At 34.4% G+C, this 25301-nt stretch carries 31 protein-coding genes and 3 pseudogenes; 21 read left to right on the forward strand and 13 right to left on the reverse strand.

Annotated features, from left to right (window positions below; genetic code table 11):
* Nucleotide 1 precedes the first annotated feature (1 nt).
* The 9 genes from LS41612_RS04680 (at nt 2) to LS41612_RS04715 (ending at nt 3823) form a co-directional block, all read left to right on the forward strand.
* The gene (locus LS41612_RS04680; RefSeq protein WP_024364676.1) at nt 2–820 is read left to right on the forward strand and encodes a putative phage tail protein; all 819 of its coding nucleotides are present in this window, start codon (nt 2–4) and stop codon (nt 818–820) included.
* A complete protein-coding gene (locus tag LS41612_RS04685) occupies nt 820–1152 on the forward strand; it encodes a hypothetical protein (protein WP_024364675.1) in 333 nt (110 codons plus the stop codon). The genes LS41612_RS04680 and LS41612_RS04685 overlap by 1 nt, the downstream gene beginning before the upstream one ends.
* Entirely contained in the window at nt 1153–1758 is a 606-nt protein-coding gene (locus LS41612_RS04690; RefSeq protein WP_024364935.1) for a hypothetical protein, read from the forward strand.
* Nucleotides 1755–1979, forward strand: a complete 225-nt coding sequence (locus tag LS41612_RS04695; RefSeq protein ID WP_024364936.1) for a hypothetical protein — start codon at nt 1755–1757, stop codon at nt 1977–1979. Before LS41612_RS04690 ends, LS41612_RS04695 begins: the two co-directional genes overlap by 4 nt.
* 1 nt (nt 1980) lies before the next feature.
* Nucleotides 1981–2142 (forward strand): hypothetical protein, encoded by a 162-nt coding sequence (locus LS41612_RS23065; RefSeq protein ID WP_158694845.1) that lies wholly within the window; start codon nt 1981–1983, stop codon nt 2140–2142.
* Between the two features lie 80 nt (nt 2143–2222).
* A complete protein-coding gene (locus LS41612_RS04700; RefSeq protein WP_024364937.1) occupies nt 2223–2522 on the forward strand; it encodes a hypothetical protein in 300 nt (99 codons plus the stop codon).
* 71 nt (nt 2523–2593) lie between these two features.
* A complete protein-coding gene (locus LS41612_RS04705; protein ID WP_024364938.1) occupies nt 2594–2908 on the forward strand; it encodes a hypothetical protein in 315 nt (104 codons plus the stop codon).
* Nucleotides 2898–3158 (forward strand): phage holin, encoded by a 261-nt coding sequence (locus LS41612_RS04710; RefSeq protein WP_024364939.1) that lies wholly within the window; start codon nt 2898–2900, stop codon nt 3156–3158. The genes LS41612_RS04705 and LS41612_RS04710 overlap by 11 nt, the downstream gene beginning before the upstream one ends.
* Entirely contained in the window at nt 3155–3823 is a 669-nt protein-coding gene (locus LS41612_RS04715; protein ID WP_024364940.1) for a M15 family metallopeptidase, read from the forward strand. Before LS41612_RS04710 ends, LS41612_RS04715 begins: the two co-directional genes overlap by 4 nt.
* 44 nt (nt 3824–3867) lie before the next feature.
* On the opposite strand, the gene LS41612_RS04720 is transcribed toward LS41612_RS04715, so the two are convergent.
* From LS41612_RS04720 to LS41612_RS04735, 4 genes are all read right to left on the reverse strand, one after another.
* Nucleotides 3868–4329 (reverse strand): hypothetical protein, encoded by a 462-nt coding sequence (locus tag LS41612_RS04720; protein ID WP_024364941.1) that lies wholly within the window; start codon nt 4327–4329, stop codon nt 3868–3870.
* 19 nt (nt 4330–4348) lie between these two features.
* Nucleotides 4349–4870, reverse strand: a complete 522-nt coding sequence (locus LS41612_RS23070) for an SHOCT domain-containing protein (protein ID WP_024364942.1) — start codon at nt 4868–4870, stop codon at nt 4349–4351.
* Between the two features lie 93 nt (nt 4871–4963).
* Nucleotides 4964–5455 carry a hypothetical protein gene (locus LS41612_RS04730; RefSeq protein ID WP_024364943.1) on the reverse strand — a complete coding sequence of 164 codons (492 nt, stop codon included), beginning with the start codon at nt 5453–5455 and terminating at the stop codon, nt 4964–4966.
* A gap of 17 nt (nt 5456–5472) precedes the next feature.
* Nucleotides 5473–5685 (reverse strand): helix-turn-helix transcriptional regulator, encoded by a 213-nt coding sequence (locus LS41612_RS04735; protein WP_024364944.1) that lies wholly within the window; start codon nt 5683–5685, stop codon nt 5473–5475.
* Between the two features lie 172 nt (nt 5686–5857).
* Between LS41612_RS04735 and LS41612_RS23075 the strand changes: the two genes are divergently transcribed.
* From LS41612_RS23075 to LS41612_RS23080, 3 genes are read left to right on the forward strand one after another with little or no spacing between them, the layout of a single operon-like run.
* The gene (locus LS41612_RS23075; RefSeq protein ID WP_158694846.1) at nt 5858–6034 is read left to right on the forward strand and encodes a hypothetical protein; all 177 of its coding nucleotides are present in this window, start codon (nt 5858–5860) and stop codon (nt 6032–6034) included.
* A 21-nt stretch (nt 6035–6055) separates the two neighbouring features.
* On the forward strand, nt 6056–6946 hold the full coding sequence (locus tag LS41612_RS04740) for a helix-turn-helix domain-containing protein (protein ID WP_024364945.1): 891 nt from the start codon (nt 6056–6058) through the stop codon (nt 6944–6946).
* 14 nt (nt 6947–6960) lie between these two features.
* Nucleotides 6961–7128: a hypothetical protein gene (locus LS41612_RS23080; RefSeq protein ID WP_158694847.1), complete on the forward strand. Its 168-nt coding sequence runs from the start codon at nt 6961–6963 to the stop codon at nt 7126–7128.
* A 314-nt stretch (nt 7129–7442) separates the two neighbouring features.
* Here the strand turns inward: LS41612_RS23080 and LS41612_RS04745 are convergent, their stop codons facing one another.
* Together LS41612_RS04745 and LS41612_RS04755 are read right to left on the reverse strand one after the other, a co-directional pair.
* Nucleotides 7443–8606: a site-specific integrase gene (locus LS41612_RS04745; protein WP_024364166.1), complete on the reverse strand. Its 1164-nt coding sequence runs from the start codon at nt 8604–8606 to the stop codon at nt 7443–7445.
* A gap of 431 nt (nt 8607–9037) precedes the next feature.
* Nucleotides 9038–9352, reverse strand: coding sequence for a hypothetical protein (locus tag LS41612_RS04755; RefSeq protein WP_024364167.1), 315 nt, complete (start codon nt 9350–9352; stop codon nt 9038–9040).
* 348 nt (nt 9353–9700) lie between these two features.
* On the opposite strand from LS41612_RS04755, the gene LS41612_RS04760 reads away from it, so the two are divergent.
* A complete protein-coding gene (locus LS41612_RS04760; protein ID WP_051147774.1) occupies nt 9701–11047 on the forward strand; it encodes a DNA cytosine methyltransferase in 1347 nt (448 codons plus the stop codon).
* An 85-nt stretch (nt 11048–11132) separates the two neighbouring features.
* Here LS41612_RS04760 and LS41612_RS04765 read toward each other — a convergent pair whose 3' ends face one another.
* A complete protein-coding gene (locus LS41612_RS04765) occupies nt 11133–11849 on the reverse strand; it encodes a PmeII family type II restriction endonuclease (RefSeq protein WP_029747391.1) in 717 nt (238 codons plus the stop codon).
* Between the two features lie 525 nt (nt 11850–12374).
* Between LS41612_RS04765 and LS41612_RS04770 the strand changes: the two genes are divergently transcribed.
* Together LS41612_RS04770 and LS41612_RS04775 are read left to right on the forward strand one after the other, a co-directional pair.
* Nucleotides 12375–15431, forward strand: a complete 3057-nt coding sequence (locus LS41612_RS04770) for a UvrD-helicase domain-containing protein (protein ID WP_024364169.1) — start codon at nt 12375–12377, stop codon at nt 15429–15431.
* A gap of 11 nt (nt 15432–15442) precedes the next feature.
* On the forward strand, nt 15443–18109 hold the full coding sequence (locus LS41612_RS04775; RefSeq protein WP_024364170.1) for a hypothetical protein: 2667 nt from the start codon (nt 15443–15445) through the stop codon (nt 18107–18109).
* Nucleotides 18110–18508: 399 nt separating this feature from the next.
* Here LS41612_RS04775 and LS41612_RS04780 read toward each other — a convergent pair whose 3' ends face one another.
* Together LS41612_RS04780 and LS41612_RS23085 are read right to left on the reverse strand one after the other, a co-directional pair.
* Nucleotides 18509–18994 (reverse strand): hypothetical protein, encoded by a 486-nt coding sequence (locus LS41612_RS04780; protein WP_024364171.1) that lies wholly within the window; start codon nt 18992–18994, stop codon nt 18509–18511.
* Nucleotides 18995–19318: 324 nt separating this feature from the next.
* Nucleotides 19319–19459 (reverse strand): hypothetical protein, encoded by a 141-nt coding sequence (locus LS41612_RS23085; protein ID WP_158694848.1) that lies wholly within the window; start codon nt 19457–19459, stop codon nt 19319–19321.
* A gap of 348 nt (nt 19460–19807) precedes the next feature.
* Between LS41612_RS23085 and LS41612_RS23660 the strand changes: the two genes are divergently transcribed.
* The 4 genes from LS41612_RS23660 to LS41612_RS04795 all read left to right on the forward strand — a co-directional run bounded on the left by LS41612_RS23660 (nt 19808) and on the right by LS41612_RS04795 (nt 20663).
* Nucleotides 19808–20014, forward strand: a complete 207-nt coding sequence (locus LS41612_RS23660) for a DNA/RNA helicase domain-containing protein (protein WP_024364172.1) — start codon at nt 19808–19810, stop codon at nt 20012–20014.
* A gap of 68 nt (nt 20015–20082) precedes the next feature.
* On the forward strand, nt 20083–20190 hold the full coding sequence (locus LS41612_RS23665) for a hypothetical protein (protein ID WP_255313802.1): 108 nt from the start codon (nt 20083–20085) through the stop codon (nt 20188–20190).
* Nucleotides 20191–20222: 32 nt separating this feature from the next.
* Nucleotides 20223–20324 carry a hypothetical protein gene (locus tag LS41612_RS23845; RefSeq protein WP_371830861.1) on the forward strand — a complete coding sequence of 34 codons (102 nt, stop codon included), beginning with the start codon at nt 20223–20225 and terminating at the stop codon, nt 20322–20324.
* Between the two features lie 33 nt (nt 20325–20357).
* Nucleotides 20358–20663: a nucleotide pyrophosphohydrolase gene (locus LS41612_RS04795; RefSeq protein WP_024364173.1), complete on the forward strand. Its 306-nt coding sequence runs from the start codon at nt 20358–20360 to the stop codon at nt 20661–20663.
* 72 nt (nt 20664–20735) lie between these two features.
* Here the strand turns inward: LS41612_RS04795 and LS41612_RS04800 are convergent.
* Nucleotides 20736–22085, reverse strand: a pseudogene (locus LS41612_RS04800) (IS3 family transposase).
* A 138-nt stretch (nt 22086–22223) separates the two neighbouring features.
* Nucleotides 22224–22740: pseudogene (locus LS41612_RS23985) on the reverse strand (site-specific integrase); the annotation flags it as partial.
* Nucleotides 22741–22915: 175 nt separating this feature from the next.
* Here LS41612_RS23985 and LS41612_RS04810 point away from each other — a divergent pair.
* On the forward strand, nt 22916–23275 hold the full coding sequence (locus tag LS41612_RS04810; protein WP_051147775.1) for a hypothetical protein: 360 nt from the start codon (nt 22916–22918) through the stop codon (nt 23273–23275).
* Nucleotides 23272–23487: a hypothetical protein gene (locus tag LS41612_RS04815; RefSeq protein WP_137034881.1), complete on the forward strand. Its 216-nt coding sequence runs from the start codon at nt 23272–23274 to the stop codon at nt 23485–23487. The genes LS41612_RS04810 and LS41612_RS04815 overlap by 4 nt, the downstream gene beginning before the upstream one ends.
* Before the next feature lie 150 nt (nt 23488–23637).
* On the opposite strand, the gene LS41612_RS04820 is transcribed toward LS41612_RS04815, so the two are convergent.
* Both LS41612_RS04820 and dcm read right to left on the reverse strand, forming a co-directional pair.
* Nucleotides 23638–23916, reverse strand: coding sequence for a hypothetical protein (locus tag LS41612_RS04820; RefSeq protein WP_024364176.1), 279 nt, complete (start codon nt 23914–23916; stop codon nt 23638–23640).
* Between the two features lie 141 nt (nt 23917–24057).
* Nucleotides 24058–25299, reverse strand: a pseudogene (gene dcm / locus LS41612_RS23850) (DNA (cytosine-5-)-methyltransferase).
* Between the last annotated feature and the right edge of the window lie 2 nt (nt 25300–25301).

Raw genomic sequence — 25301 nt, forward strand, 5'->3', positions numbered from 1 at the left:
CATGCATGCAATACCACAATCTGAGTGGGGTCAAGTGTCAGTCTTTACTTGGGGCGATCTAACACCGCACCAATGGGAGTGCTTTAGACTTGCCTTGATGATTACTGAAACAGAGTTACAGACGCAAGGTGTTTCAATCGCTTCAACAGGTGCAACAAATGAGGTCATCACAGAGCAGGTTACGCAAGGTGTTAAGGTGGTCCAATCACCTATTATAATGCAGACAAGAGCTGAAATGATTACAAGTATTGTTGTTTCCACAAAAGATTATCTATCGGACATGATGAAGTATTTACCTTTGTATGAGCGTAAATCCAATACCTTTAGAACGGTACTTACAGCCGATGATCGGGAGCTTCGAAATACAGAACAACAGCTTGAAATTGTAAATAGAAACATTTTTATCGATACGGCCATTGAAGCCTTGCCTATTTATGAACGTGATCTTGGCATTAAACCAAATAACACACTACGCTATGACCAACGTAGGGAACAGATTTCTTCAAGAAATAGAGCAAGCTTTGACCAAACCACTAAAGAGACAATTAAAGCTGTAGCTTCTGCTTATAGTAATGGTGAAGTAGATATTAACCCAACAAATATACCTGGCGTATATGAAATCAAATTTGTTGGCACAAAGGGCATTCCTGATAACTTAGAAGGCCTTATGCAAGCAATCGAAATCATTGTGCCAGCGCATTTAGAGTTTGGCTATGCATATACCTTCAACGTTTGGGAATTTGTCAGTAATAGAACCTGGGGAAGTGTAACAAACATGACCTGGGATGAAATTAAGATATATGAAAATGAGGTGAGCTAATGGAACATACACCAAATTTAGGTTTAAAGAAGCCTGGACCTACAGATAGTATTTTAATATCAGAAATCAATGAAAATATGGATGTCTTGGATGCTGCAGTTAGTGAACTAAAGAAAGGGACAGCATCTATTCCCGATTTAGAAACAGTTGATAAAACATTGGCAGGGGCCATTAATGAGGTCAAGCAAGAATCAATCACAGTGAAACAAGAACTTGATACACATTTAGAAGAAATAATGCCTCATAAATTTTTCGATAATGGTAAGTGGTATAGGTGGGGATTCCGAACCGTAGATGGAGAGCCAGAATTTATTTATGAGGAGGTCTTGTAGATGGACGTATTGAAAGTAGCTACAAAAACATTACAGTTAGCGATACAAACTGCTATCGAGGGTGTCCGTGGTGTTGTGGATGGAATTAACATAAAACAAAATGAATTAGCGCAAAGTGTGGAAAACGTAAATGCCAAGGTTGGAAGAATGGACTCGCCATTCGAAGTAGGAAAATTGTTGCCATTTCAAATTGCACAATATGTACAAGGAATAGGTGACCTAAAATGGATTTCTGTTTATAAGGTAAGTGGTGCTGGACTGTTAGATCTTGCAATCTCGTATTCGAGTTTTGGTTCTGGTATAAGTATAGTGGTGGACGGGGTTACATTAGTTAAAACACCAAACCTATTGCCTAGTGCACAAGGTGTATCACCAAGTGGTGAATATTTATCTCCATCTGGAACTTCTATGGTAACACATATAAATAGTTCGACAACAGTAACTGTAGTAACAAATTCAGGTACTTACGCTCCTGATACTCCAAGCGGAACAGGTATGTTGTGGATTAACAGACCAATAAAATTTAAAAACTCATTGGAGATATTCGTTACTGGGGCAACAAGTCAACAAGTCGGCTACCGGATTCAGGGAGGTATATTTGTATGAGTAATATTTTACGTGAATACAATAAGGATGGGTATCATGTTATTGAATACACTAAAGACGGCGCAACGGCGTCAGCGATTGCTCATGTGTTAATAAATGAAGTTGTACCAGAGCCAACACCAATCGAACCACAGCCAACAGTTGAAGAAATGCAGGCTCAAACATTATTAAACACTGAATACCTAGTATCTCGTAGTGAGCTAGGATTGGGAGGAAACTAAAATGACAGTATTTGAATTATGTAAGTTTTTAATTGAGCGTAAACGTTATGAGCAGGCTGCTATGCAGAATAAAGTGAATGTTTTTTACGCTAATAACCAATTGAAAGATGATGAATACACACAGCTATTAACCGAAATAGACGCACAGGAAACGCAAGCATAGGCTTAGCGTTATTTTTATGAAACCTTTTCCAGTTTTATTCGTAAACTAGGTATATTAAATCGGAAATGGAGAGGTTATTTATGAAAATAGTTTTGAATCACCAAATTCAATTACAGGATTATAGAAAAGGTTATGTTGACATTTATAAGGATTTCGAATCAGATGTAATTCCTCGTAAAGGGGATTTCATTGCAGATACATGCTTTAAAGATCCTTATCAGTATGAAGTAATTGAGGTTATCATCAGCTATCAAGAAAATGAATGTAATGTATCGCTAAAACCTATAAAAGTTGAACACAATGACAAAGATTTCCTTCTGAGATATGTAGAAATGTCAGAACTTCATAACTGGTATTGCCCATCTAAAAAATACCTATAATTAGACAAGCACCCTCAATTGATAGTGCTTATTATAGTGCCTTCCACACCATTCTGTGGAGGGCTTTTATTATGCGAAAAGGAAGTGTTGTAATGGAATTAACAGCTATCGTAGGTGTGCTAAGTGCTTTGTTTGGGATGCTTTTCACATACCTCGCATTTTTGAAAAACAGAGATAAAGACGTACAACAAAGTGCTGCAGAATCAGCGGTTATCAGTACAAAATTAGATTCAATTAATAATGGTGTGGAAAACATACGAGTTGACATGAAAGTCGAGCAAAAGGCGCGTATGGACTTATCAGAACGTGTTACACGCGTTGAAGAATCGAGCAAGCAAGCACACAAACGAATCGATGAATTGGGGGATAAAGTGTATGAAAATTAACTGGAAAGTACGTCTGCAACACAAACAATTCTGGGTGTCATTAATTGCATTACTACTTGTGCTTGCGAATCAGATCGCAGGCATTTTTTATTTCGATATTACAATTTACAACGATCAAATTACGGCTATTTCTGAAACGATTTTAAGCATTTTAGGTTTACTTGGTATTATTATCGACCCAACAACAAAAGGTACATCAGACAGCGAGCAAGCAATGAATTATGACAAGCCAAAGGATGATGCAAAATGACAAGCGTTACAACTACATGTCGAGACTTAGCCGAGCTTTTACCTAGCGCACAAACAGCATGCCGATTGCTATTTCAGGAGTGCTACAAAGCAGGCATTAAGAACATTTTTATCACTGAAACATATCGCTCACAAACACGGCAAAAGTACTTGTATGCACAAGGTAGGACGCGCCCTGGGAAAGTTGTTACATGGACACTAAACAGTAACCATAAATCACGTCTAGCATGGGATATTGCAGTTGGTCCTCCACAGTCATTGTATGATGTCACTACATTAAGTCGAGTAGGAGCCATCGCGAAAAAGCTAGGTATTGAATGGGGCGGAACATGGACAAAAGCAATTGACCGTCCACATTTTGAAGTGAAAGCAAATTGGAAGATGCCTAAAGGCTACAAGTTAGAAGGACAAGTAATTGTACCAAGTAACAGCAAATTGAAAGTCCAATTAATTGTGGAAGACAAGAAGGAGGAAATTACAGTGAAAAATACAAATTGGAATCCGGGTTCACCAGCTATGAAAACTGAAACAGAAAGCTTCATTGCACAGGCTGTGAAGGATGGTATTATACAGGAATCACACTTGAAGGATTTACAAAGTGGTACAATGACAACGGATCGTTTGGTAGGGTTATACATTACAATTCAACAACGACGTAGTAAATAACATCAAAGACCAGGTACTCACATGAGCGCCTGGTCTTCATTATTTTAGAAATTAACAAATTTATAATGAATTTTATCTAACTTCGAGTCTTTGAAACCAATATCTTTTCTCATTTCTAAAATACATTTTGCGAAAAGCTCTTTTTCCTTATCGTGGCTCCAATCTTGTCCGGTTGTTTTTTTCATATTATGTTCTAAAAACTCAGACATAGCCTTCATAACTTCATCACTTGCCCACAACCAAGCAATATCATAGGCTTGCAAAAAATTAAATTTATATTGGTCTTGTAAATTTGGTGGAATACGATTTCCTATAAATATAGCCATTGAATCAATTAAATTAATATAGACATTTCTTTTTTGATTTAATCTTTCTTGCTCAGTAGTGAATTTCAATTGTAGATCCGTTTTAAATTTTTCAATTTTTTTATCCAAGAACAATTTATAAATTCCTGAGATTAAAGTTGATATAAATGCACTACCTAAAATAAATTTTACATAATCCATTATTAATTAAACACCTCGTTTAAATACCTAATAATTGCTTTTTCTTCGCGTCAAATTCTTCTTGCGTTAATATCCCATCATCCAATAAATCTTTTAACTCACGAATTTCGTCAGCAACATCAAACATATCCTTTTTCTCTTTAGCTGCAGGAGCAGATGATGTTTTGGCCATTGTTTTTAGGTTTTCGATACCTGATTTAATTTCAAGTGCAATATGTGCTGGCACATCGTCAATGATTGCTTTGTTTCCAGTAGAAACGATTTCAATTTTTGAGTAAACAAGCTTATTAGAAATGTTTATGCTGCTAATCGATGATAAAGGAATGCTTCTTTCATCATTTGAAACAATACCTTTGATTTCATGTAAGATAATACGTTTGTCCGTTACATAAAGCTGTTTTGTACCTTTTACGGATGCACATACAGCAAGGAGTGTTTCACCTTGATCTGTGAGTTTATCATCAAACATTTGAATCTGTTTAGCCATAGCTTTCTTCTTACCAAAGCCTGCAAATTTTATTGTTTCTGCTATTGTATCCATGTAATCGCTCCTTACAGATAATTGTAATTTCATTCTATAGAAAATCTTACCAATAGTACATATAAAAAGACAGACAACCAATTTAGTTATCTGTTAGTTTGATGAGGTGTACAAAGTATAAATGGTTTTGGCCCAACTGATTAAAGTTTGAGCATTTTGAACACCTTCAACAGTTGTATTTATTTTAGTTAATAACTTATCAAACTTACTTTCAGCTTCTTCTTTTGTTGTAGATGCTGCAATTTCCAATGCCTCTTTAATTAATTCAAGGTGTTTAGATGAGTCGGCTACATCCTGTTGGATTAGAAGTATGACGTTTGAAATTATTGAAGTATCTTGTTTAATATCATTGAGAACATCTAATTGTTGTCTTGCTAAATCTTCTAATTCTCCGTTAGGATTATAAGTTTTAGAATATTCGAAAGTAGATAAAGATTTATCAAATGATTGCATTAGTTGTTCAATTTCTCCAAAAGTCTCATTTAATTCAGAGATTTTCGGATTTGGATTAGTTATAGCCCTAATTTGTTCTTTTTGTTTATCAATATCATGAAAGACCTTTTTTACTTTATCATTCTCTTCCATTTACGTCCCCTCCGTTACTATATCTTTGTACCATCTTCCATTACAAAATGCGCCTCAAACTTCATATCCAACAATTCAGCAATTTTTCGTAGTTCTTCTTCATTAAAATTATTTCGTTTTAACTTCTTCGATAAGTTAGGTTGAGATACTTCAAGCTTTTCAGCAAGTTGCGTTAATGTCATACCTCTTTTAATAAGTGCAATACGAATTTTTTCACCCATTTCATTCATCGCTTTCCCTCCTATCAGTTATACTCATGTCTCTATTATATATGAATTGATACAAATTTGAAATAAATATATCCAAAAAGTTATCAATAATACTTGCTATTATAACTATTTGGATATATATTTAATTCATCGAGGAAAGATTATAACTAAATTGATATGTGAGGTGAACAAATTGAAAACCATCCAACAACGCAATGAGTACCTTCAAGCAAAGATGAAACAACACAAGGCAATTACAGATGTCCACAAGTATCAGCGACGCTTGAAATGGATTATAAGGTATCACAGTCTATTGACTGATTTAGAAGTAAAAGAAATACGTGAGAATTTACGAAAAGCATTTAAGTAATATGAAAGCGAGGTGAAAACGATGGCATTTGAATATTTAGCACAATATACAACATTTGATTCAATAGCAGATATGGATAAGAGTGTGGAGGACCACATGGCAGTTCATTATTATGACTTAACAGAATCAGAGCGTGCCATCGTTTATAAACTTGCTTCTCACAGCTTAGAACATACTGGAGCATGTCATTTAAAAGCTTCTACAATTGCTGAAGCATTGGAGATTAGCACAAAGACAGTATATCGAAGTGTTAAAAAGTTAGAGTCATTAGGCATCATTGAAAAAGTACCAGGAACGAAATTAAACGGTATCAAAGGGGCAAGTATTTATCGCATTTTACCTTATGTCCCATCGAGCGTGTCCCAACGAATGACAGCCGATGAAGCTAGTAATGACGTGGTTTGCCGTCCACAATCTGAAAACCAACCATCTAATTCTTTTAATCTTTTAAGTTCTAAACAAGCAAATAATAATTTATGTGAATTAGAAAATGAATTAGCTTTGCAAGCTGAAAAGAAAAAAGAGTATATGAATGAGTACCAGGTAATGCTATTTGATTTCATGAATAGCTTGCCGTTAGCAGATAACTTGAAAGATGAATTGCATAAGGTTGTATTGGCAGCACAAGTAAGTTCTGTGGAGGACTTCATTAAAGCTAAAAACGTACTATTCAAAATTGCTATGGATATTAAAGAAGGTACGTTAACTGTAGCAAGTACATTAAGAGCCGTATTTGTAGGAGCGTATAGCAAGGCTGTAGAGCGTTCAAATAATAGGTTATATAAATCACACTCTATAGAAGAAACTCCATATAAAGAACGTCCAGTGCCTTTTTACAATTGGTTAAATGAACGTGATACCAGTACGCAAATATGTAGTAAACCCAATTTAGAAAACTGGCTCGAATGGTGAAAGGGGAAATATAAATGACTCATTTTGAATACATGGAACAACAAGGACAATTAACGATATTTGATTTAGAGGATCAAAATGAAGAAATGCAATTTAAAAAGCTTTCCACAAATGTTAATAAGCCTGTTGATAAAAAGACTTTCATTGTGCCTCGTATAAGAGGATATATTGTGAGGAGATAAGGAAAAAAGACCACCTGAGAGAGGCGGTCTAGTGGTAACACTTTTGGTAACAAATTATTTAATCTATATGATAAGTAACTCATTTTCATACACATCGAAACGCAGATATACAGCTACTTTGCTTAGTGTTTAACAATCAAATTATATGGTTTGTCGACTCCCGCCGTCTCCATTTTTAGAAATCAATGGATTTCAATAAGTGTCAAAACCCTTGATATGATAGGGTTTTGGCATTTTTTTATTTCAAACGGTTTCATTGAATGCCGTTTGAATATAGTCAATTTCTAGTCAATTTTAGTCAAAAAAATAAAGGTTTAGCTTTCGAGATAGTTCATGAATTTTTGAATAGCACCTTCTTTTGCCTTTTGAGTTACATGAGTATAGATATCCATCGTAGTTTTAACATCAGTATGGCCTAAGCGGTCTTGAACTTCTTTAATAGTTGCACCAGCTTCAAATAATAGTGAACAATGTGTATGACGTAATCCATGAGGTGTAACCTTTTTAAAAGTGTGTTTTTCTTGTACTCGATACATCCACTTTTCAACTTGAACCAGTTGAATTAATTCATTTACATTATTACTGAAAATTAATTGATTAGGGTTCATCGTATTAAATCCTAATTTGAGGTATTCGTGTTTCTGCAATTTTCGCCACTCTGTTAAAACACCAACAGTAATATCATCAATTATTATTGTGCGCGGCTTATCAGTTTTAGTAGATTTTAAATAGAGCTTTGCATTTTTGCCGCGTCCTACGGCTTTGTTAATTGTGAGTTCATTATTAACTAGATTCAGATCTTTCCATGAAAGAGCCAACACTTCGCTTTTTCGCATCCCAGTAAAGGCTAATAATCGTATTAAAGCGTAGGCTTTGAAGGGTAATGTACCTTCACAATAAGATAAAAACTCTAGTAATTCATCTTTAAGGTAATAGTTTTCCTTTTTTTCTTCTACATTGATTGAATATTGATTTTTAGTTCGTGTCTCAACAAGTGAAAAAGGATTTGATTGTAGTAAGCCGCGCTTGATTGCAAAATCTAATACCTTTGAAGCGTAAGTTTTAATAGTCCTTGCTTTAGCAAGTTTTTGCGACCACTCATCAAAGTGTTTTTGGCAGATAGCAATATTAATCTTTTCAATCTTATACTCGCCAAAAGACGGTAAAATATGATTTTTAAAGTACCCTAAAGTTTTAACGAATGTACTTTCTTCAACGGTTTTTTCATATTGAATAATCCAAAGCTCATAGACTTGTTGATATGTTTCAGTAGCAACTTGTCTATATTTCCCCTCCGATACTTCACCTTTAATACGTGCAAGTGCTAACTCAGCTTCGCTTTTTGTTTTAAAACCGCGTTTTGTAGTGGTTTTCATCTTGCCTGTTACCTCAACTATGCCTAAATAGGCTTGGAATTGATAGTATGTTTTTCCATCCTTCTTTTTATAGCTTTTAATAGCGGATTTTTTTGATGCCATCCAGCATTCCTCCTATGTTGTTGCGGGGGCAACTAAATAAAAGGAGAGGTATTACCCTCTATCAATATTATAATTGATAAAGAGAGTAAAGCCTCTCACTAATATTTAATAGCTGTGATTTTCTAGAAATGTATCTATTGCTTTACAAGACACACGTTTTGTTCCATCAACTTCAGATATTTTCAAACCCATTAATCTAAATTTTGCTAAGGTATTATATGAAACTTTTGCGTACGCAGCACCTTCTTTTAGAGACATCCAGTCGTTATCAAATGACTTTTTTTAAGTTTGTACAGTTTCATTAACAATAAGAACGATTAACTCTTCAATTTCGTTATTTTGATTATTACTTGCCATTTATGCAACTCCTTTTAAAATTAGTTTTCTAATTAAGATAAAAACTTTGTTTAGGTTTAGTTAAGAACATCATTTTATTTTTTGTTATCTAATTCTTCCAATAACGAACGGACAAAGAGTTCATTTAAATGGTATCTATCTACAAGCAAATAGAAGATAACGTAATTCGGAATTAAAACATCATATTTTGTATTTGCAAATGTCGCTTCATCAAGTATTGGTCTTACACTAATTTCGCCTCTGTTTATCCCTTCAATTATGAATTCATCGGAAATACCATAACCACTTTCAAATTTATTAATAATCCTTACAACTTCTTCAACCGTTTTTAAGTAACCATCTTCTTCGAAATGTGATGTATCCATAAACGGCAGCTTTCTTGGTTTCATAAAATTTCCTCCTTATTTAACTGACCCCTTTAGGGTTACGGTGATATAGTATTTAAATTACGTGGAGAATTGACAAAAATTTTTTTATTAATAAATTGGCTATAGATCTTGTATCTTATATATAGAAAAAAGCACTATATAAGTTATATTTTGATTTATAATGGTTAGCTATCCCATTAAAAACAAGAGTGAAATAACGACAGGAAAGGGGTATTGTTATTTTAGTAGAATAGAAAATAATGAGTTTTATAACAATTGAAAATATAAAAATATAGTTGACTACAATTTCAAAACAGGAGATAATAACCCTGATAAATTAAAAATATATTTAATGTTGGAAGGGATATTATGTATTCTATAAGTAAAGAAAAAGTTAGGAAATATATGAAACAGCAAGGAATCAATACTCAAAAAGAGTTGGCTGTAAAATTAAACATTAGTGAAAATCAATTATCTATGATGCTTTCAAAATCATTTAACCCAATAAAAGCTAATGCAATTAATTTATGTGAGGTATTAAATGTTAAGTTAGAGGATATCTTTGAAGAAACACAAATTACACTGGAATTAGATGTTGATCAAGAAGTTGAAACTGTAGTTGAAGAAGAAGAAGGTTTAGATGCCTCTGAGTTTGAAGGACATTTATATAGTGATATAAGAAATATATTACCGTTAAGACCATATACAGTAGTAGAATTATTTGCTGGCGCGGGCGGATTGGCATTAGGCTTAGAACAAGCTGGTTTCCACTCTTTAGGATTAGTGGAGCAAGATAAACATGCTTGCAAAACTTTAAGAGATAATCGCCCAAACTATAATGTTATTGAAGAAGATATTGAAATTGTTGCTGAAAAAGGAATTGAAAATTATATTGATATCCCTGAAGGTGGTGTTGATTTACTGTCTGGTGGATATCCTTGTCAATCATTTAGCTATGCAGGTAAAAAGGGTGGTCTATCAGATACAAGAGGTACGTTATTTTATTCTTATGCGCAAATACTACGTCAATTAATGCCGAAGATGTTTTTAGCGGAAAATGTAAAGGGTCTAGTTACTGATGACGGAGGAAAAACACTTTCGTTAATGATTAGAGTTTTTTCTGAGATTGGCTATACGATTCAATGGAAAGTATTAAATGCACTAGATTATGATACTGCTCAGAAACGTCAAAGAATTTTTATTATAGGTATTCGAAATGACTTACTTAATACAACTGAACTAACTTATGCTTTTCCAGAGCGATATGGTTATCAACTTACTCTACGTGATATTTTAAAAGATGTACCAAAATCAGATGGTGAGTCGTATTCAGCTACAAAAGCAGAAGTATTAAAATTAGTACCTCCAGGAGGATATTGGAGAGACTTACCTGAAGAAGTAGCCAAGACATATATGGGGAAAAGTTATTATTCAACGGGTGGAAGAACTGGTATGGCAAGAAGACTTTCATGGGATGAACCTTCGCTAACTTTAACTTGTTCGCCAGCTCAAAAACAGACAGAGCGATGCCATCCAGATGAAACTAGACCATTTACTGTAAGAGAGTATGCAAGAATTCAAGGATTCCCTGATTCGTGGGAGTTTAATTGTTCTAACACTAATGCGTATAAACAGATTGGTAACGCAGTACCAGTGAGCTTAGCTAAAGCGGTTGGACTATCGATAGTTAGAATTTTAAATGAAATAAACAATTAAATCATTGATGAAATAATAAAACGAACTATTTATGAAATATCTATATGAAATTTCTAAGTAGTTCGTTTTATTTGGTTGAACTTTTTTAGATTCGCTCTCTAATTTCTTCAGCAAGTTCTGCTATAACGTCTTCAATCATTTCAGATCCGTCAACTTCAGCAGCTACTTCAGCAATAGCATCAGTGATTTGTTCGTAAAAATCTTCTACACCTGTTAAGCGATGCCAAAATTCTCGACCAATGATTACTGGGTAATCACGGTCTATCACTCTATAATGGTTGCTTAATTCATCCTTAGATCCATATAGAACTCCAACTATTAAATCATCAAATGAAAGTCTTAATCCATTAGTTCTTGCTAAGTTTCTGACACCATTTAAATGTCCGATAATAGTTTGAACATCGTCTTTATTAATTGTGTTTGGGCCGGCCTTTATTTGACAGTATTTTCTTCTTCCATCAATTTTGTCGATGAATTCGATATCAATACCAGACGTTGTAGATGCAAAGCCTTCTAAAATTTCACTACAAAATTTTTGCAGCTTACTACCGAAAATAGTGTTAATTGATGTCCCTAATACCCTTGGGTAAACTAATGCTCTTGCTATGCTTTCTGCATCTTCAGAGCCAGTTAAAAGGTTCGCTTTATATTTATCTAAAAACGGATTTAAATTAAATTCTCGGATATCCGTTAATTTCAAAATATTTCTTTGGTGACTAGGCACAATTTCATCAAGGAAAAACTCTTTAGCATTTTCGATTATCTGATCTAATTCCTCATCGTGAAGTCTATTATGTGACATTAAACTCACTCCTTTCTACCTAATGTAATTCCAATGATATCATTTAATGTATTATATTGAAATGTTACTTTGCGTAAATGCAATTTGGATAAGCGTATAATATCTTCAAGTAAATATGTATGTATTACCTACCAATGTAAGGGAAAGCTAATGCTAGATGAAGAGAAAAACTTTCTTAGCAAGAATCATGTAAATAAGGAATGTCTAAATTTAATACGATTTTTTACATAAGAAAAATAAAATAAAGATATGACTTGCGCTAGCAAGGCTTTATCACTTTATATTTAAATATATTGTTTGTGCGAACGTAGTGAGTACAAACAATATCAATTTAAGTATTGAGTCAATTAAAAATACAATTAGCTATTATTATTATTATAGACTGTACTTGGCTATGGTCAACAAACGATTTGAAAACTTTTCGCAAGAAATTATATGTTCACATAAAAAAATGGAATTTATTACTTTAATGTAGATGATATGTAATATAATTAGTGTAATGATTTTGCTAGATAGGAGAATTATATGGGTTTTGAAATGAAAAGAGTAATCGATATTTTACAAAGAGCGGAAAGTATCGAGCAAGTGCTACAATGTTCTTATCGTAAAGTTGAATATCCTTTTACTCGCGTAGGTGTTCGAGCGCGGAATTTACCGCTTTTTAATAAAGAATTGTATGAGTTGATTATCGCATTAGGCCGGTTGCCAGAAGTAACGTATTATGAGGAGTATTATATTCGAAAATATTCGACGCGTGGGTTGAACGATAAAGCATTACAATACCATGCGAACATTGCTTATAAGGCATTAGTGTTAGATTTGCATTTTTATTTTGTCTTGAAGCAATCGAAACTTTTTGATGATGTACACATGGAATATGCCCATGACGTGGCAGCGCAAACGGACATCTTATTAAGAAAAAACGGTATCGAACTAGGCCTTCAAGTATTTAGTGGTGATCAAAACTACGAAATGACGAAACGAAATTCAATCGAAAAAAAGCAGTCTCAAGTAGCTTATCAACTTATGCTTTATAATGTGCGTGACAATTTGGCATGGAAACGCAATTTAACTGTAGCAGATGGCTCGCAAATGTTGCTGTTTGGTGAAAAAGATGCACAGTATATCGCCGAAATGATTACATCGGCCATTACACCTACGATACAAGTGTCGCAAAACGAAGATCAATTTGCACTGTTGCCTGTAGAACCGTCAACCGTAGTAGAAAATACAGAAGCGGAAGTCCAATATTCGTATGTGTATATCGGATCTAAAGCAGAAGCGCGAACAAGCTATATGAAACAGTTAAAAAAGAACGGTATTAGATTGTTTCACTGCTATTTAAAACCCGGTTATCCAACTTTTACGGCGAAAGATGGAATGGTTTTTACTTTGGACGGAAATGCTATGCCAAGAGCGGATGCCTATAAATTTTTGTATCGTTATAGAAAATATTTAAATGAGTTCAACTGGCATCAGTACTGTGTCGAGCATGCTTCACCAAAAATTAGTTTAGCGATTAATGCTGGAGCTGGTAGTGGAAAAACAACGACGTTAGTATGGCGAATTTTATATTTATTGTTCACAAAGCAAATCGATAGCTTGCAACAGATAGTCATGATTACCTTTACGAATGAGGCCGCTAATAATATGAAGGAAGCATTAGAAGAGCGGCTTGAAAAGCTGTATCGCAGTACAGGAGATCCGCAGCATTATGCGTATTTACAAGAAATTAATGCGATGAAAATTGTAACGATTCCGACCTTTGCGAAAGATATTATTAAGCAGTTTTCACATCATTTAGGGTTATCGAACAATATCGAAGTGTCGCCGATGACAGTGAAGTTCCGAGAAATTTTAGAGGAGTCGCTTGATATCGAATTAGCGCGGCATGAAGAAAATACGTTTGGTAAATTAGCGTATTATAAAATTACGAGATTTTTAGAATCGATTTGGGACAAGTTCTCTCAAAAAGGGATTATCGAAAAGGAATTAGTACGTTATTTAGAAAAAAATGAAATGGATGATGAGCTGAAGCTTGTGGTCGCACGTATTTTGCGAAGAGTCGACCGAAAATTCACGAAATTGAAATTTGAGGCCGATTTTTTAACAGTAGCTGATTTAACACGCTTTTTAAAGCTTTTAAATAATCCGAATGTACCGCTGAAAGATTTGAGAAAGAACTATAAATATTTATTTGTGGACGAATTTCAGGATACGGATATTGCACAAATTCAATTTATTGCGACTGTTGCGAAACGGGCAGGCTTGCATCTTACGGTAGTCGGAGATACAAAGCAAAGTGTGTATCGATTCCGTGGTGCAGATTCAACCGCATTTACAGTATTAGACGATTATTTAAAAGGCAGTAAATCACGAAAGATGTATTCGTTTAAATTAGTGGAAAACTTCCGTTCGTCGAAGGAGTTAATCGAAAAGATGGAGGAGATTTTTGGCAAGTGGCGCGAGCACGAGCTATTACCTTCTTCAGAAAAACCAATGGAATCAAACCGGGAAAATAAAATGCATTTAGATCATGTGTTTGACCTGATCGATGCCGAGTTTACAATGGATACGATGCTGAACGATTATCGATTAATGCCAGCAGGCGGCGAAAAACCAAATGTTTTAGCTATTCTCGTTCGCAATAATTATGAAGCTATGCAAATTGGTGAAATGCTAAGTCATTTGAAGAATGGTCCGGAATATGAGGTACGTACAGAAGGAACGCTTTATATGTCGAGAGCAGCACGAGATTTAGGTGTGCTACTTCACTCATGGATTTATGCGAATGCAGATGAAGTGGCGAAGAAGCAAGCTATATTTTCTTTAAGTGATACAGCGTTTTGCATGAAAGATGAGGACTTCGCTTTTACGAAAAATGGCGATATTGTTAGCGCAGAGGATTTAGAGTTTTTTGTACCAAAAGCGTGGTATGAAGCGCTGCATTTAATGAAAGAAAAGCCAGTTTTAACAGTCATTGAAGACTTTTTAAGCAAGACCGATTTTGCCTTAAATTTAGAGCAGCAAAACTTTGACGAAAAAGCCATTATGAAATACGAGCTCAATTTAGAGAAAATCACGCTCGACATTTTCACGAAGTTTGGTCAAGGGGCATCGCTTGTACAAATTTATGATTGGTTACACTTAAAAATTGCAACAAATCGTGAAGGTGACGAAGCAGAGCTGGAAGATTCGGTGTTCGATGAAAACTTCATTCGTGTAATGACCGTACATAAATCAAAAGGATTGCAGTTCCATACAGTTGTCATTCCGTATCCTGACAATTCTTTTATTAAGCCGATGGAAAAAATGAAGGAAGATTTTATTGTCCAAATTGGCGAGAACGATAAACTATCATTTGGTTGGAAATATGAAGATGATCAAAATGAATTTACAAGTGTGACATCAAATTATAAAAAGTTGCGTGCTGAGGAAGACGAAGAGCAACGCTGTGAAGAGGCACGCATTCTCTATGTCGCGATGACACGCGCGGAACAATCGGTAAAAATCTACGGCTTAGGAAAGACGAAGAAACAAGTTAAACAGCCTAATACGTGGGGCGAGTTATTATTAATGTAAGGGGATTAGGTATGGCTGGTTACAAAAATTTAGTTTATACGAATGCAGAAGAGCTAATGCATCAAGAAAGTCGCTTTAAAGCATACGAAAATGCAATTCATATTACAGCAACTAATTCTTTAAAGGCTGGGATGATGACGAGCAATAGTGACAGCAGCTTAAATCGTTGGTTTTCTGGACCAATCATTTCTTTTGCAGAACTATTACGTTTTTTAGGAGACGGATGGTCGAAAAGTAAAACAAACTTAAAACAGTTCACGTTGATCTCAAAAGCTTTGCGGGAGCGTAGTGAACCCATTTCAGTAGAAGAACGAGAGCTTTTTGCAGCAATCGACAAAAACCAGGAACTTATTTTGAAAACGATTCGGTTGTTGAGTGAAAGTGGCTATACTAGCGCTTCAGTGAGACAGCGACTAATAGGAGCGGAAGTAAAAAGGCAGGAGGAACTGTTTTTAGACTTATGGGAAAATGTCGAGCAAGATCAGGCTTTTCAATGCATTCATCAATGGTTTGCTAAAATACAGCAATCGCCTGAAATCGTTTTTCGGGACACGTTAGTTGAGCTTTTTAATAGCCTCATGGGTGATCCTAAAAAAAGAACAGCTGCGAATATATTACCAGGTAAGTCCGCAGCGAAATTAGTGTCTGAAAGAATGGTGATAAGGGAAAAATGCACCCTTGTGTTACATGGATTTTACTTCCTCGTGCCGATTCAGAAGCGTTTATTTGATATTTTAAGTGAGCGCTTTGATATTATTCATGTAATTAATTATCAATCAAATTACAAGCATGGCTTCCAAACGGTCGAACGATTTTTAAATATTGATGGCAATAATTTTGAAAAGGTTCTCGATTCGCCGTATAGTGTAAACTACCATGCGAAAGAGTTGTTACTTGCAATCAATGGGCAGTTTATCGCAAATAAGCTCGTGAAAAATGAGCAAAACCTTGAAAAGATTAATTACTTAGAGTTTCACACGTTACAGCAATTGCGCCGCTATACGCAAAATTATGATGAGCGTTATGTATCGCCACGTGCTATTCAAGTGGCCGACTTTTTAACAACAGCGGAGCAAACGAACCATCAAAAATTATCAGAGCATCCGCTTGGGCGTTTTTTAGTCAACATCCACCGCATTAATAAGCGCAAATTTAATGTGGCGACAGGTGAGTTTATAGATAATGGAAATATTACATTTGATTTGCTACGAGAGCTATTTAACTCGGGCTATTTATATGTAAAGGGTATCAATGCACAATCTGCAATGCGGACGCTTGATATGCTACAGGAAATTTCGAAAACATTTACTACGTTCGATGACTGGTATGATGGTCTGGCCGAAATTATCGAATTGAAGCAAGAGGCTGAAAGTAAATTGAAGCCTGGGCATTCATACAAGTCGAAAGATCATCAAATGTACTCTTTCTATCATGAAGCAATCGGCTATTTTTATTGTACAAAGGAAGATTTACGTTTTGTCCGAAGCGCTATTACAAAAATAAAACAGTTGTTTGAACTGCTGTTTAAAGGCAATGAAATCAATATTAAGCAGTACATTGAAATTTTAGAAGGCCATATTGAGCAGGAAATCATACCGGTTATATCGGATCAGCTTGATAAAAAGATTGCTGAAAATATTATTGCCGCATTAGATGAATTAAAAGATGATTCATTGGATAAAATGGATCGTCAAGATTTAGTGCAAGGGTTGCAATATTTTTTAGCGCAAAAACCAGATTTAGAAGATGAATATGAGATGGAACTGTACGGTCAACAAGACCAAAATAATCTTAATATAATCAATTCACTGTTAAATAGCGACGGCCTGCAATTTGAGGACAATCGCGTCATTCATTTTACGATGATGGATAACGAAGCTTTCCCTACACAGCAACCGCTAAATAGTTGGCCGATTTCTCATGATTCTTTTAACATATTATGTGACCATAATAATTATTTAAATCAATTGAAAATGCGAAAAGAGCTAGAGGTTGAAATTGCATGCTATCAATTTTACTTAATTATGACGAATGCGGTAAAAATCAACTTTTCGATTGTTCGACGCCTCGATGAGCAAAAGCACTTGAAACGTTGCTTTTACTTGAATTTTTTATCGCTTATTCAATGGTCGTATAAGCAGCTGAATACATTGTTGCAGAAACGGATAGAAACAAATTATCAAACGGAAACGATTACGTTTGAAGAGCAAAAGTATGATATTATGCCAAGCCAAATGTTCAATCGTTGTCCGAAGCGCTTTGTGTATACATTCTTACTTGATCGCCGTCCAGTTTTTCATGATGTATTCCATGAGCCATTTTTATTCCAGCAGCTGGTTGAATATGATTATGGCATTCGGAAAAAGACGCAAAAATTAACGTTGTATCGTGACTGGTTCCCACATTGGTCTGAAACTAAAAAAGACATTTATGAAGCGACTGCTATGGATTATATGGATAAAAATCCGTATACGGGGACTATTCATTTCACAGTCGTTGATGGTTGGAAGTATTGGGATATTCGAATGGGCTTAAATTTATTCGGCAGCCGCTCAGAAGGGGAAAATACGAAAGGTCGACAAGATCCATTGACAGAAAATCATTTCGTTAAATCTGGCGACCATTGTAAATATTGTCCGTACCAGAGAATTTGTACTGATTCGATGTTATACAAATAGAAAAATTTTTTCTTACAATTTTAGATGAGGATTAGATACACATTATATTATTAATTATCGTAAGTACCGCTACCTGTACTACACCTACCAGTACAATAAAACGCTAAGGTTCGAGGCGTGCGGAAAACTTTCAAATAAGAATCCTGTTCCTGTAAATAAGCACTGTTATCTTTCAACTCGGTTTCTTTTACAGAAAAGAAATAAAAAGATGGATGCTGTTTGCGTAGCAAACTGCTCCCACTTTATATTTTAAATATAGTGTTTGTGCGAACGAAGTGAGTGCAAACACTATCTTTGTCATTTTAATTGGAAATAGCTATAAACCTTTTTATATCAACGTTTATAGCTATTTTTTTGTGTCCGATTTTCTTCGTATATTAAGCTACATATGTCCAATTTTTATCGTACGTCCAGTTTATTTTTTCTAAGTAAAGCTTCTCGTTTATGTGCATCAAATTCGTCACAAATATATTTAATCCGTAAGTCGGATACAGTGCCTTTAGGGTAAACTATGTGAGGATGTAATCTATAGAGTACTGTACGACTAGAAGAGGACTTCATAATTAAGCCTTTTTCTTGAAGGGATTTTACGACATCAGTGATATTGTCTATATTTTCTTTGATATACTCGGCTAACTCCTTACGATTGAAAAACTCGAGTTTATTTTCAAAATGACTCTCTGTATCCTCCGGTTGTCCTCCAATCGAATTATATGAATCATTTGGGTTATGTACTAGATAAAACATATTGTAATGGCAAATAGGAAGGCTTTTATAGATAAAGCCAATCTCCCTGAAGGATAGCTCTTTAAGCATTTCTTTAAGTTTCCCTTTATATAATCTTATAAACCACACTTTTTCGTGTTTTTTTTGGTGATAGCCCATAATATGTAAATCTGGATTAACTTGATAGTGTTTTTTTGACCATACCTTTTTTTAATTAAGATGCCTAATTGAGTGAATTTTTTTAGTTAGACAGAAGTTTGTGAACGACTTTTTCCTAAATACTTTTGGATGTCGGTAAGTGTCATGGGTCTATTATTACTTACCAATAAACCATCCGCTTTGATTTTTATTTTTGCTAACAAACTAATTATAAAACCACAATCAGTTAATGATATGAGGTATTATATTTTTCATTTGATTTTGAAAACATCCAATATGATGTTCAAGCTTTCCTTCCATTATATTGATTGATCTATTAATTTTCTATCTATATGCGTCTCGTTGTTTTTGAGAATTTTGAATCTCTTTTTCTGTAATGAATTTCCCTTCTTCAATTATTGAACCGTCTGAGTCTAGTATAAAAGCCTGTTTAGTTTGAAGATTGATATGAGTTAGATGTTCCATTGAAGCCACTCCTAAATTTATAATGAAAAAACCGTGCTTTAAATGTAACAGGTGCGCACGGTTAGATTTTTTTGTATTAATGTTAAATATAATCCATAATGCTATCTATATGGCGAGGGTTTACACCTAGTTTATTAAGATAAGTGTGAAATGAATCTCTAGTGATAGCTTCCTTATAGTCACTAAATGCTCTATCTACTGGAATAGTTTCTAATGTACCACTTTCAATAGCGCTGCTAATCATATGGGAGCAGCAACGTTAGAAGGGCTTAAGAAATTAAGCACTTTTCACGAAGAATATCAGTTAACAAACCAATTCCGCATGCAAGCAAATGATGACGTAATCAATTGGATCAATTTAAAGTATTTGAATCTTTGAAGGACATGCATGATGAAATAAAAGACAAAAATAAACAGCACGGTTTAAGTCGTATTGTATCAACTTTTGATTACTTACATAAAAAAGATGGTGGGACCTACTATGTGAAAGAATCAAATGGTGAATACCAACTACCATGGAATACAACAAGTACGAAATACACATGGGCTGATTAAGCTGAAACTGTTCATGGGCGGGTCCAATTTATACAATACAAGGCTTTGATTTAAAATATGTTGGGGTCGTGCTTGGGCCATCTGTTCAATATGATGCTGCTAAAGATGAAATCATCATTGATACGAGTAAGTATATGGACAAAGGTGCATATACAGGGATGGAATTGAAAATGTAAATGAAGCCAAGGAAAAAATCGTCTTAAACTCAATCAATATCTTGATGAACCGTGGAATTAAGGGTCTGTTCATTTATGCAAGTGATGAAGCATTGCGCAATAAACTTTTAGAATATCAAAAAGTAGGTGAATAGCATGAGTGAGTTAGACAACTACGTGAAAATATTTTGCAATTTCGAGACCAACGAAACTGGCAGCAATTCCATAATCCTAAAAATCTAGCGCTCTCCTTATCACTTGAAGTAAGTGAATTATTAGAGCTGTTTCAATGGAAAACGAGTGAAGAAGCAGTTGAAAAGAACTTAGATAAGATGAAGGGTGAGCTAGCAGATGTTTTGATTTATGCGATATTATTTGCCAATGAGACGGATATGGACTTAGTAAATATAATAAATAATAAACTTCAAAAAAATAATGAAAAATATCCAATTGAAAAGTTTTCTGGAAAAAATACTAAATACAATGAGATATAAATTTATAAAACAAATTTAAAAGGAATTTAAAAAACCTGAAGTGACCCCTAAAAGTTAGACACGGTTATTTCATTAGGCAGCTTTGGTAAAATGAGTTCGGTACTGCACCGGACTCGTTTTTAATTTTGCCTTGATCCGTTTCGTATTATAGTAATTTATATATTTTTCTAATTCTATTTTAAAATGCTCTATACTTTCAAATTCCTTCATGTACAGGAATTCGGATTTCATAATTCCAAAGAAATTCTCCATGACAGAGTTGTCGTAACAGTTTCCTTTACGAGACATACTTTGAACAATCCCTCTTGATTCTAAGGCGCAACGATATTTTTTCATTTGATAATGCCATCCCTGATCGGAATGCATGAGTAGCTGATGGTGCTCAGGTAAACGTTCGAACGCTTTCTCCAACATATCTGAAACAAGTGAATAGGTTGGTCTAGAGCCAATTGTATACGTGATAATTTCCCCGTTAAATAAATCTAAAACTGGCGATAAATAAAGTTTCTCACCAAACAATTTAAATTCCGTAATGTCTGTCACCCATTTTTCATTTGGGGCATCTGCTTTAAAATGGCGGTCTAAAATATTTGGCGCAATTTTACCCACTTTGCCTTTATACGATTTATACTTTTTCATACGTACTAAACATTTTAAACCTAACTCTTTCATGATACGTTGCACTTTTTTATGATTCACTTTTTGCCCACGATTCGCTAGCTCGTCACGAATACGGCGATAACCATAACGCCCTTCATGTTCTTCATAAATCGCCTTTATTTCTGCTTTTAAATCGGCGTCTGGATCTGGTCGATTCATACGTTTTACTAAATCGTAGTACGTACTTCGTGGAATGCCAGCGAGTTTTACAAGTGCTTTCACCGAATATTTATGCCTTAACTCAAAGACTACTTGTGCTTTGTCCTGTTTGGTGATTTTTCCTTGTTTTGAACTAAGGCATTCAACTTTTTTAAATACTCGTTTTCCATTTCTAGTTGTTTAATGCGTGCTTCAAGTGCTTCGGTAGAGACTTTAACTGGTGCTTGTTTCGATTGTTTATTGGATTCTTTTTTCATGGATGGACGCCCCTTTTTCTTTGATTGAAGGGCATCTAATCCTTGCGTTTCATATTGCTTTCTCCAAGCACTAATTGTTGAAGGGGCAGGTATCTTAAAAATCGCTGCCGTTTCGTTTAAGGACGTACCCTTTTCAATCATAAAATTTAGTACATCCATTTTAAACGCTACTGTGTAATTTGTATATGGCTGAATAAAAGTTTCCACACATTGTATTCATATTGTTTAACCCATTTAAGGATTGCTTTATTGTCCCCATAGATTTAGCTAAATCATAGGAACTTTCCTTTCCATTTAAGTAATGCTCAACTGCTTGTAATTTATCTTCGGCAGTATATTTGACCATAAAAAAACTGCACCTCCAATTGTTAGATGTGTCTAACAATTGGGAAGCAGTTCATAGCAAGGTTTTTTTATTTTGCCTTATACTAAATAATTGCATTTAGTTTAACTCAATGGCATTTAATATGGCGTTTTTTTGAAGTTAACAATTCATATAATTTGCGAACTTTTCAGCTGCTGTCTCTTTAGCTTTTTCTGTTACGTGAGTATAGATATTCATCCTAGTTTGAATGTCACTATGACCCAAATAATCTTGTACTTCTTTAATGCTTGCTCCAGCTTCAAAAAGTAGACTGCAATGTGTATGACGTAATCCGTGTGTAGTAATCTGATCTAAGTTATACTTTTTTTGAACTTGTATCATCCATTTACGAGATTTTGTAGGTTGCAGATACTCATTACACTCATTGCTTAACACTAACTGTTTTGGTTGTAGTGTATTAAAGCCGAGAATTAAATAATCTTACTTTTGTTGTTTTTTCATTCTTGTAAAATATCCATCGTAACTCTATCCATTTTAATCGTACGAATAAAGCTTAGCTCTTATTTTTTGTCGTTTTCACATATAAACGGTTTTCCTTACCACGTGACAAAGCTTTGTTGATACGTATTTCGCCATTTTTGAAATTTATATCATTCCAATTTAATGCTAGAGCCTCTAAAGACAAATTTGACTATTTTTAAAAGACGAATTTTTTATTGCATTTGTCTAATAGAATTTAGATATGCAGAAGCGAGATTTCCAGAAGTATGCTAAGGAAAAAGGATTAAGACGTTTTATGAAGGAAGAAAAGGTATAAAGTAGAAAGAATATAGCGAGGGGTAAGTAAAACTATGACAGTAAATTATCAATTTTATCCTAAGAATAATAGGTTACCGGATTTCTTAAAGTGTGTTGTTGAAGTGTTTAAAGAAATGACAATGATAATTTCACCTACGAATAGAAAATATAAAAGTGATGTAATTTTAGGAGAATGTAAAGATGGGCTATTAAAATTAGGATATAGAGTAGAAGGAAATCATAATACCGATGGAAAGTATATCGAGGTCCCTGTTTTATTCGGGAGAAATAATGCATTAGAAAAATCTTTTCTTGCGGATGCTTTTAATGAAGAGTTAAAATCAGTTATTGAAGTTGAAGCTGGAAGAGAAGTTTTAAATAATAAATTTCTAATTTATTTCAAGCATGTATGATGCAAAATGTAGAGTATTTAACTATAGCGGTTTTAAATAAATATAGAACAAGAAACAAAATCAATTTTGATTTTGATGAAGTATGCAAATTTTTTGATGCACTATATTCAAGTGACAGATTAAATTTACCACTTAAAGGTATATTAATAATTGGGTACGATACTCCTGTTGTTGAAGAAATAGAAGAATCATTTGAAGAAGATGTTGATTAATCCAATTTAAATGAATATCATAGGGCTAATAATAAACTATATGACAACATTCTAAACCTTGAACATCACATGAGGGAGGGGTAGCTAAATCCTTCGCTTCATGAACCTTTATTACATCTTGAATTCCTTTACATTTTGGCAAAACACTAATCATTCTCCTCTCGTTACGCCTAATAATTGAATATCTAAGTTGTTTCTTAAATAGAAAATATCACCAGACTTAATACTACCAATGTCTGTGCTAAATTCATTTTCGACATTAAGTGCAAACAATATTTTACCTGCTAAATCTAGTATAATACCATCCTCTGTGATTACTCTAAATATAGGATTATTCTTCTTAAAGTCACCATCCTCATCAATAATCATTACAACTTCGTTATTAAAATCAACAAATTCTAATGAATCGCTACCTATAATATTACTCAATTCATCTTAGATGTCATCTATTGTCCATTCTATTTGAATTACTTCAGCTTTCATTTTAAAAAGCTTTGTATCAAACGAGATTACATAGAACTTCAATTTCTCTCCATCTCTATAAAAAATACACAGAGTAAACCCTGTGTATTATATCCCTAAGGTTATTTGTGTAACATGTTCTTGTTCTAATAAATCAATTTCCTTAATCATTGTACCCATGTCTTTAATTAAATCTACTACAAGGGCATTCCCCATACAGAAGTAACGCATACGTTTAGGCATACCCTCTGTCCAATTATCATCAAACCCATTAAATCGCTAACATTCAAGCGGAGTTAGGAAACGTTTTCGACCATTTACTTCAACTATATGTGAACTTCGATTTACAGTTCCTTCACTAGTAAGCATTGTTCGGCCGGGTAATTCTAAATCATCCGTAGGTGACATACCAGCCTCAGAGTAAATGTATTTGTGCCCTTCAGCAGAAGTTCGTTCAATTTTTTTGGTTCCTCGTAAATAGCTAAATTTTTCAATGGCTGCTTCATTTAAATAATATTCTTCATCAACCATCTCTTCTGGAAGTAAGATTTCCTTTAATGGGATAGGATTCTTTACGATTGGTTCTGGTTGAACGGTCTGAACGCTCCCATTAATCATAATACCAGCTGTATGGAAACCAAAAGCAAAATTATCCGAGATTTCAACAATATCTTTAGGCAATTCAACGGATGCACGGCGATTTTTTTACGGTTCATTGGTTACCGGGAATGTAAGTGCAAAGAAGCCTTCTTTAAATAAAATATTTCTTTATCCAACTTCATTTGCTGATCAGCAAAGCTTAGGTTCTTTTTATATGCAAAGATAAAAACTCGACGTCTACGTTGTGCATATCCATGCTCACTCGCATTAATTTCACGCCATTCAAAGATATAATCTAAATCACAGAATACAAGCTAACATAATAGAGAAATCTCGCCCACGCTGCTTAGATGGAGATTTAATCAAGCAATCCACATTTTCTAGTAAAACATATTTCGGATGACTATTCTCTAGGACACGTTTAATTTCCAAAAAAGAACACCTTTTTTACCGTTTATGCCCTGCTCATTATTCAGTGAGCGACTCACACTATAGTCTTGGCATGGAAAACCTCCAACTAATAAATCTATGTGTAATGAGCTGAACTTACTATCAGCTAAGCTACAGTTGTAATATCCTCATTACTTGCTTCACCTTCAGTAAAGCACTTTTATAACATTCATACGTATCCTGGGCCTTTTTTGACGGTGCCCATAACGTTTGAAAAAAATCTTTATCAGCCTTCTCTAAAGCGAGGCGAAAGCCACCTACTCCTGCGAATAATTCCACAACATTTAGGTTTTCATTCATTC

It is taken from the genome of Lysinibacillus sphaericus (assembly GCF_002982115.1).
In the GTDB taxonomy this organism is placed as follows: domain Bacteria; phylum Bacillota; class Bacilli; order Bacillales_A; family Planococcaceae; genus Lysinibacillus; species Lysinibacillus sphaericus.

What these genes read in the sequence shown, in the direction of transcription:
- LS41612_RS23080 (WP_158694847.1), top strand. Translation starts at nt 6,961, where the DNA reads ATGACTCATTTTGAATACATGGAACAACAAGGACAATTAACGATATTT.
- LS41612_RS04755 (WP_024364167.1), bottom strand. Translation starts at nt 9,352, where the DNA reads ATGAAACCAAGAAAGCTGCCGTTTATGGATACATCACATTTCGAAGAA.
- LS41612_RS04770 (WP_024364169.1), top strand. Translation starts at nt 12,375, where the DNA reads ATGGGTTTTGAAATGAAAAGAGTAATCGATATTTTACAAAGAGCGGAA.
- LS41612_RS04815 (WP_137034881.1), top strand. Translation starts at nt 23,272, where the DNA reads ATGATGCAAAATGTAGAGTATTTAACTATAGCGGTTTTAAATAAATAT.
- LS41612_RS23085 (WP_158694848.1), bottom strand. Translation starts at nt 19,459, where the DNA reads ATGGAACATCTAACTCATATCAATCTTCAAACTAAACAGGCTTTTATA.
- LS41612_RS04695 (WP_024364936.1), top strand. Translation starts at nt 1,755, where the DNA reads ATGAGTAATATTTTACGTGAATACAATAAGGATGGGTATCATGTTATT.
- LS41612_RS04760 (WP_051147774.1), top strand. Translation starts at nt 9,701, where the DNA reads ATGTATTCTATAAGTAAAGAAAAAGTTAGGAAATATATGAAACAGCAA.
- LS41612_RS04775 (WP_024364170.1), top strand. Translation starts at nt 15,443, where the DNA reads ATGGCTGGTTACAAAAATTTAGTTTATACGAATGCAGAAGAGCTAATG.
- LS41612_RS04765 (WP_029747391.1), bottom strand. Translation starts at nt 11,849, where the DNA reads ATGTCACATAATAGACTTCACGATGAGGAATTAGATCAGATAATCGAA.
- LS41612_RS04690 (WP_024364935.1), top strand. Translation starts at nt 1,153, where the DNA reads ATGGACGTATTGAAAGTAGCTACAAAAACATTACAGTTAGCGATACAA.
- LS41612_RS04735 (WP_024364944.1), bottom strand. Translation starts at nt 5,685, where the DNA reads ATGAATGAAATGGGTGAAAAAATTCGTATTGCACTTATTAAAAGAGGT.
- LS41612_RS04720 (WP_024364941.1), bottom strand. Translation starts at nt 4,329, where the DNA reads ATGGATTATGTAAAATTTATTTTAGGTAGTGCATTTATATCAACTTTA.
- LS41612_RS04685 (WP_024364675.1), top strand. Translation starts at nt 820, where the DNA reads ATGGAACATACACCAAATTTAGGTTTAAAGAAGCCTGGACCTACAGAT.
- LS41612_RS04710 (WP_024364939.1), top strand. Translation starts at nt 2,898, where the DNA reads ATGAAAATTAACTGGAAAGTACGTCTGCAACACAAACAATTCTGGGTG.
- LS41612_RS04740 (WP_024364945.1), top strand. Translation starts at nt 6,056, where the DNA reads ATGGCATTTGAATATTTAGCACAATATACAACATTTGATTCAATAGCA.
- LS41612_RS04700 (WP_024364937.1), top strand. Translation starts at nt 2,223, where the DNA reads ATGAAAATAGTTTTGAATCACCAAATTCAATTACAGGATTATAGAAAA.
- LS41612_RS04730 (WP_024364943.1), bottom strand. Translation starts at nt 5,455, where the DNA reads ATGGAAGAGAATGATAAAGTAAAAAAGGTCTTTCATGATATTGATAAA.
- LS41612_RS04715 (WP_024364940.1), top strand. Translation starts at nt 3,155, where the DNA reads ATGACAAGCGTTACAACTACATGTCGAGACTTAGCCGAGCTTTTACCT.
- LS41612_RS04780 (WP_024364171.1), bottom strand. Translation starts at nt 18,994, where the DNA reads ATGGGCTATCACCAAAAAAAACACGAAAAAGTGTGGTTTATAAGATTA.
- LS41612_RS23070 (WP_024364942.1), bottom strand. Translation starts at nt 4,870, where the DNA reads ATGGATACAATAGCAGAAACAATAAAATTTGCAGGCTTTGGTAAGAAG.
- LS41612_RS04680 (WP_024364676.1), top strand. Translation starts at nt 2, where the DNA reads ATGCATGCAATACCACAATCTGAGTGGGGTCAAGTGTCAGTCTTTACT.
- LS41612_RS04810 (WP_051147775.1), top strand. Translation starts at nt 22,916, where the DNA reads ATGACAGTAAATTATCAATTTTATCCTAAGAATAATAGGTTACCGGAT.
- LS41612_RS04705 (WP_024364938.1), top strand. Translation starts at nt 2,594, where the DNA reads ATGCGAAAAGGAAGTGTTGTAATGGAATTAACAGCTATCGTAGGTGTG.
- LS41612_RS04745 (WP_024364166.1), bottom strand. Translation starts at nt 8,606, where the DNA reads ATGGCATCAAAAAAATCCGCTATTAAAAGCTATAAAAAGAAGGATGGA.
- LS41612_RS23065 (WP_158694845.1), top strand. Translation starts at nt 1,981, where the DNA reads ATGACAGTATTTGAATTATGTAAGTTTTTAATTGAGCGTAAACGTTAT.